At 35.1% G+C, this 6,924-nt stretch carries 5 protein-coding genes; 1 reads left to right on the top strand and 4 read right to left on the bottom strand.

Annotated features, from left to right (window positions below; genetic code table 11):
* Positions 1 to 110: 110 nt before the first annotated feature.
* From ubiB to ubiE, 3 genes are all read right to left on the bottom strand, one after another.
* Positions 111 to 1,772: a ubiquinone biosynthesis regulatory protein kinase UbiB gene (gene ubiB / locus ACE1OF_RS16985; protein WP_448895891.1), complete on the bottom strand. Its 1,662-nt coding sequence runs from the start codon at positions 1,770 to 1,772 to the stop codon at positions 111 to 113.
* Entirely contained in the window at positions 1,769 to 2,377 is a 609-nt protein-coding gene (locus ACE1OF_RS16990) for a ubiquinone biosynthesis accessory factor UbiJ (RefSeq protein ID WP_448895893.1), read from the bottom strand. Before ACE1OF_RS16990 ends, ubiB begins: the two co-directional genes overlap by 4 nt.
* A gap of 93 nt (positions 2,378 to 2,470) precedes the next feature.
* Entirely contained in the window at positions 2,471 to 3,262 is a 792-nt protein-coding gene (ubiE, locus tag ACE1OF_RS16995; protein ID WP_448895894.1) for a bifunctional demethylmenaquinone methyltransferase/2-methoxy-6-polyprenyl-1,4-benzoquinol methylase UbiE, read from the bottom strand.
* 522 nt (positions 3,263 to 3,784) lie between these two features.
* On the opposite strand from ubiE, the gene ACE1OF_RS17000 reads away from it, so the two are divergent.
* Positions 3,785 to 5,764 carry a methyl-accepting chemotaxis protein gene (locus ACE1OF_RS17000; protein WP_448895896.1) on the top strand — a complete coding sequence of 660 codons (1,980 nt, stop codon included), beginning with the start codon at positions 3,785 to 3,787 and terminating at the stop codon, positions 5,762 to 5,764.
* 389 nt (positions 5,765 to 6,153) lie between these two features.
* On the opposite strand, the gene ACE1OF_RS17005 is transcribed toward ACE1OF_RS17000, so the two are convergent.
* Positions 6,154 to 6,858, bottom strand: a complete 705-nt coding sequence (locus tag ACE1OF_RS17005) for an alpha/beta hydrolase fold domain-containing protein (protein WP_448895899.1) — start codon at positions 6,856 to 6,858, stop codon at positions 6,154 to 6,156.
* Between the last annotated feature and the right edge of the window lie 66 nt (positions 6,859 to 6,924).

The raw sequence follows: 6,924 nt of genomic DNA on the forward strand, positions 1-6,924 counted from the left end.
AATTTATTCTGACACTGGTGCGATGAATTACATCCTACAGGGTATGGCAAGTTTAAGAGCGCAGCTAGCTAAGGGAAAAAGCTAGCCTTAAACAGAATATTTATGAATTGCTATTTATTGACCGAATAAGCAAAGCAAAGTACAGCTGCAATACCACTGATTGACGAAAATAAAATATTACCTTGGTTTAATAGTAACGTTGAGCTAATGATTAAGCCTGCCGCTAACACACCAAACATTAAGCGTTGATTACTGGCTTGTTGTTGCTGTGCGATTTTCTCCATTAACTGCATTTGTTGCAGTTGGCTATCTTTACCAGCTTTTAAATAATCATAAATTAAATCTGGAATTTCAGGTAGTTTCTCATTCCAAAATGGGATGTTGTCTTTAATCTTGGAAAAAACAGCTTTAATACCCATTTGTTCTTTTACCCAATTTTCTAAGAAAGGTTTTGCGGTTTGCCATAAATCTAATTGTGGATAAAGCTGTCTTCCTAAACCCTCAATGTAAAGCAAGGTTTTTTGTAAAAGCACAAGCTGTGGTTGCACTTCCATATTAAAACGGCGTGCTGTGTTAAATAAGTTAACTAACACTTGGCCGAAAGAAATCTCAGAAAGTGGTTTATTAAATATTGGTTCACACACGGCACGAATAGCAAATTCAAACTCATCTACACTGGTGTTAGCAGGCACCCAACCTGAGTCAACGTGCAATTGCGCCACTTTACGGTAATCACGGTTAAAGAAGGCGACAAAGTTTTCGGCTAAATAACGTTTGTCTTCACGGTTTAAGGTGCCTACAATGCCACAATCGATGGCAATCCAGGTTGGATCAGCTGGATTTGTGGCATCAACAAATACATTGCCAGGGTGCATATCGGCATGAAAAAAGCTGTCTCTGAATACTTGTGTGAAAAAAACTTCCACGCCTCGCTCAGCTAATAATTTCATATCAACACCAAAGTCATTCAAGGTGTTAACTTCTCCTACACCGATCCCGTAGATTCGTTCCATGACCAAAACGTTTTTGTTACTGTATTCACTGTAAATTTCGGGAACATAAAGTACTTTGTCATATTCTCGACCTTGTTCAAAATTGCGTTTTAGTTGAATAGCATTAGCACCCTCACGGTTGAGATCTAATTCGTCTAGAATTGTTTTTTTGTATTCAGCCACCACTTCAACAGGACGTAAACGTTTGCCATCAGGTAACCATCGGGCAACAATGGAGGCAATACGAGACATCACCTTAACATCAGCTAAAATAGTTTTGTAAATATCAGGGCGTAGTACTTTGATAACGACTTTGGTGTGTTTGTTTTCAGAAAGGTTATCTTTATCTGAGGTTGTAATTAATGTTGCTGTATGCACTTGCGCAATGGAGGCTGATGCAAGCGGCTTGCTATCAAAATCAATAAAATGTTGAGTAAATATGTCAACACCCATGGCATTAATGATCAGTTGCTTAGCTAACTCTCCATCAAAAGGGGTAACTTGATCTTGTAATAGCGCTAATTCATCGGCGAAGTCGGGCGGTAATAAATCGCGCCTTGTTGAGAGCATTTGGCCAAATTTAATAAAAACAGGGCCTAGTGCTTCAATGGCTAAACGAAAACGTTGAGCAACGGGTTTGTCTTTATGTTTGTTTTGCAACCAGAATAAAGAAAAACGGCCTAGTTTTGCATACCAAGGTAACATTTTTTTGGGCACCATATCGTCCAAACCATAATGCAAAAATGTTTTAACAATGTGATACAGTCGTTTGTTACTCACGTGTTTGTAAGTCCTTTGGTTAATACTTCTATACGAAGGGCTAGTTGGTCAACGCGATTGTTAACTTGATTAACTTGTTGATTAAAATTGCTTATTTGGCTACGTGTGACTACTAAGTGTTTTTCGTGCACAATATATTCGCTTGCGTCCGCTTTGATTTGTTTAGTGGCAAATTGCACTTTATTCATCACTTGTTTGCTTAATTGCATTAGTTTATGTGTTGGCATGTCACCAATGTGAGCAGCTAATTCACTTTGCCAATCTATATTTAGATTTTCTGCTAGTTGAATAAATTGCTGGGCAATTTTTATGTCACCAGTTAAGTCGAGTTTATTTTGTTTAATTAATTCGGTTAATGGTTGTTCAGCTTGTAATGCTTGCAAAGTCTTTATACTTGTATTAATAGTGCAATCGGCACGCTCTGTTAACCCAGATACAATCACTTTGTTGCTAGTTACCGTGAAACTGATAGGAAAATTTAACTCAGACAACACTATTGTTAGTGTTTTTTGTTCTAACTTTTTTAGATCAATAGGATCTGTATTTAATGATAATACTTTATTTATCATTAATTCTATTGATGAAAAAAATACTTGTTGTAGCATTAAAGTAGCCTTGCACTATGGATTGTTAAAAGTACGTGATTAAAGTACATAGTAAAGTATGTGTAATTGAATATGAACAATTAAACAAAATGCTTAAAATTTATAACCCTTGTGTAATGCGACCACACCACCTGTTAGGTTTTTATAACTCGTTTGTTCAAATCCCGCGTCTTCCATCATTGTTTTTAGTGTTTCTTGATCAGGATGCATGCGAATAGATTCTGCAAGGTATTGATAACTGTCACCATCTTTTGCCACTAATTCACCCATTTTGGGTAAAACATTGAATGAATAGAAATCATATGCTTTGTTCAACAGCTCGTATTCTGGTTTAGAAAACTCTAACACTAATAAACGCCCACCTGGTTTTAATACACGGTAAATAGAACGCAGTGCCATGTCTTTATCGGTAACGTTACGTAAGCCAAAGGCAATGGTAACAATATCAAAGGTATTGTCTTTAAAAGGTAAATACTGGGCATTGGCTTGAACATATTTTATGTTCTGCACTAAGCCTTTATCACGTAATTTGTCGCGGCCAACATTGAGCATTGAACTATTAATGTCTGCAAGAACAACTTTTCCGTCTTTACCTACCAGTTGTGAAAACTTTGCCGTTAAGTCACCTGTTCCGCCTGCTAAGTCAAGCACTGCATTACCTGGGCGAACACCACTGGCGTCGATAGTAAAGCGTTTCCATAGGCGATGTATTCCAAATGACATTAAGTCATTCATAACGTCATATTGTTTTGCAACTGAATGAAAAACCCCAGCGACCATTGAAACTTTATCTTCTTTATCAATGGTTTTGTAACCAAAATGAGTAGTGTTATCTGAGGTGGTAGTTTGTAGGTCTGATGATTGATTATTTTGTTGAGCTGTCATTTTATATTCACTAATAACAAAGATTGCCCCTAGTTTACTGTATGTCGCTAAGAACACCAAATATAGGCTGACTTTTTGTTGATTTAAAACAGCGCTAAGTTGAAAAATAGTATGATATTAACCAAATATCATACTAAATCATTGCCATAAAATAGAAATTAAAAAACAAAAGTGTAATTTAATTACATAAAGCAATTGTCTTCTTAGAGTAACTGCTCTATAATTACACCTGTTTCCTTTAAGTGAACACTTGTTGTAATCATTGAATATTCTAGCTCTCCTCATAGCTAATCCACCGGTAGCGCTGCTACCGGTTTTTTTCTTGAATTTGTGTACTGGCATAGAAAGATTACTATATAATTACAACGTTATTATCCTTATCTAAGGATATTTTTTTGACTTGTAAAAATACTTAATCAAAAGTTAATGCGTATTCAGATTGTTCATTTGAAATTTACTTCTATACTTAGATTTAGTCATCAGAATCTAGTCACCTTGCTAATTTAGAAAATGAGGGAACATATGAATATTTCTAACCTCTCCTTTAGAAAGAAAATTTATACTTTACTTACTTTGCCTATGTTGGGCTTTTTATGGTTAAGTATCAGTGCCATAATTGAAAATATTACCATTAAAGATGAAATGTCAGTTATCGCGCCCTTAACTGAATTGTCTGTAGTTTATAGTGAACTAGTACATGAATTACAGAAAGAAAGGGGGATGACTGCTGGTTATTTAGGGTCTAACGGCACTAAATTTGGTGATAAGTTACAAGTTCAACGTAAAACTACCGATCAAAAGCGTACTAAAAAAACAAATTTTTGGGCGAAAAGTGGTTTTACCGACAGCAGGGTAATTGAGTTAAATTCGGTTATTGAGCAAGCATTACAAAAAATAATCTCTATACGTCAACAAGTTGATAATCAGTCTATCTCACTTGGTGTGGCGTTAGGCTATTATACCCAACTTAATAAAGACCTATTAAGTGTTGCCACATTAAACGCTGATATTAGTACTGACGCTGTTGTAACTAAGGAAACTGTTGCTTATTATAATTTTTTACAAGGAAAGGAACGAGCGGGTATAGAAAGGGCAGTTTTAAGTAATACCTTTGCTGAAGGTCAATTTGAACCAAGCCTGTTTGTAAAGTTTATTACGTTAGTGAGCGAACAAAAAACTTATTTTGATAACTTTGTTCGTTTTAGTAATGTTGATAATATAAATTCTTTTACCGAACAACTCGATCATAATTCGGTAAAAGAAGTTGAGAAAATGCGCGACATAGCATTTACAAAACAAAATAACTTAGGGGTTGATTCTGAGTATTGGTTTACTCAATCAACTCAACGTATTGGTCAGCTTAAAAAAATAGAAAACCAGTTAAGTAATGAAATTCTTGCTTTGGTTGAAACAAAACAAAGTAATGCATTTAATGCCATGGTACTGAATATTATTGTGAGCACATTATTAATTACGTTAGCATTGCTTATCAGTTTTTATGTTATTAATGAATTAACTAACAGGGTAAAAGGCTTAACGGAAACATTGTATAAAGTTAGAAGTGAAAATGATTTAACGGTAAAATGTCCTTTTGAAGGAAAGAGTGAACTAGGTCAGATTTCTGTATCGTTAAATCAAACCTTAGCAAGTTTTTCTGATGTTATTAAAGATCTCTCGTCTTCAAGCATCTCCTTAGCCTCAGCAGCCGAAGAAACAGCACAAACATGTGATTATAATTCTCAATCATTGTTTGATCAGCAAAATGGCATTGCTTTAATTGCTACCGCAATAGAGGAGTTGTCTGCAACTGTTAAAGAGGTTGCTGAAAATACCCAAAATACAGCAACGTCAGCTAAAAATGCTGACGATAAAGCTAAAAGCGGCTTAGGTACCACGCAAAAATCTTATCACTCAATTGAAGCGTTAGCGAAAGAAATTGATGCTTTAGCCGTACAAATTAACAGTTTACATGAAAGTAGTAACAATATTACTAGTGTTGTTGACGTGATTAAATCTGTTGCAGAGCAAACAAATTTATTAGCGTTAAATGCAGCAATTGAAGCCGCTAGAGCGGGAGAACAAGGTCGAGGTTTTGCTGTTGTTGCCGATGAAGTACGCACGTTAGCACAAAGGACACAAGAGTCGACATCAGAAATAGAAAACTTTATTTTGTCACTGCAAAATAATGCTAATTCTGCTTATAATGTAATTGAAATAAGTCAAAAAAATGCTGCTGAAGCGGTTGAAAACTCTAAAGAAGTTGAGCAGTTTTTGCAAGAAATAACCGTATCTGTAGGTGACATTTTTGCTATGACAGATCAAATTGCCACGGCCATTGAAGAGCAAGCTGTGGTCACAGGAGACATTGCACAAAATGTCGTTTCAGTTGAAGAAAAATCAAGAGAAACTACTGCTGGAGCCAATCAAATTTTAGTTACGGCTAAAGAGCAGGCTGTTTTAGCCGCATCGTTACAAGACATGGCGGGACGATTCAAAGTATAGTCGATTCAAAATTAGCTTCCAATTATGCTACTTAATTGGAAGAACAGCATTGAGCATATCAATAAAACTTAATTGTTGACTGATAATCTTAAGTAATATGACTTGTCACATATAACGCCACAGGCATTCTTCTATGTGTGACTAAGCATAATATTTGGGACTGTTCCCATATTGAAGTAGCTTATTCTGATGGGCTATAACAAATAAGAGTTTATTGATTTCTTTGTTTTTCAATCATAATACTTGATCTTCAGTCAGCAATCTTAATGAACACTTTTAGCCAATTGCGGACATTAAGTTTTGAGTTATTAACGACAGGTAAGACAATATTGCTATATTATGTTTACTTGGAGAATTTAATAAATTGAACCAAACGTATATTGGCTATTTTACTTGAAGTGAAGTGAGGAGCCAAAATTTGGAAGGCATTCATAAGATATAAGGGTAGTTTGATCACCCCTCGCTCTGTTAATAAAGCTTTTAATCGAATTTGCGAATATTTCATTCTCTCCAAATGAAATAAACAATTTTGAAATATTAATATGATTTATACTTTTATCTACCTCATTAAATAGGGCTAAATTATAATCAACAGATAATTCAAGCCAATATTTTAATATCTGCTTATTTAAAATATCACCATCGGACCAATCACCATTAAAAGATGCACTAATTAATGGTGAAATTAAACTAACGTTTCTCAAGTTAAAGTGATACCCCTCTTTATTAAGTTTCCATAAAGTAGCAAGTAATAAAGAGCCGCCTACGGAGTCACTCACTAGACTATAATTATGGTTAGGATCATTAAAGAGTATGTTTTTAGTCGCTTCAAAACAGTCATTGTATGCACAAGGGAATTTGTTTTCAGGTGCTAATCTATAGTCAATTAAATGAACTTTGCATTGAGTTTTATCAGCTAAATATTGACAATAGTTCCAATAAGATTGACCTGAACCAATAACAAACCCGCCACCATGATAATAAATTAATTCATGCTCCGAAGTTTGATTACTTATAGGAGAAAAAGTATATACTGATATGTAGTAGCTCAGACCTGATCTGACAGTTACCCGATTTTTAGGGTGCCTTGTCAGCTTAGATTTGAGCTAAATTCTTTTCGGCCCAAATCGATTTCCCATCAAGTAATGTTTCTAGTGGTG

It is taken from the genome of Colwellia sp. E150_009 (genome assembly GCF_053543955.1).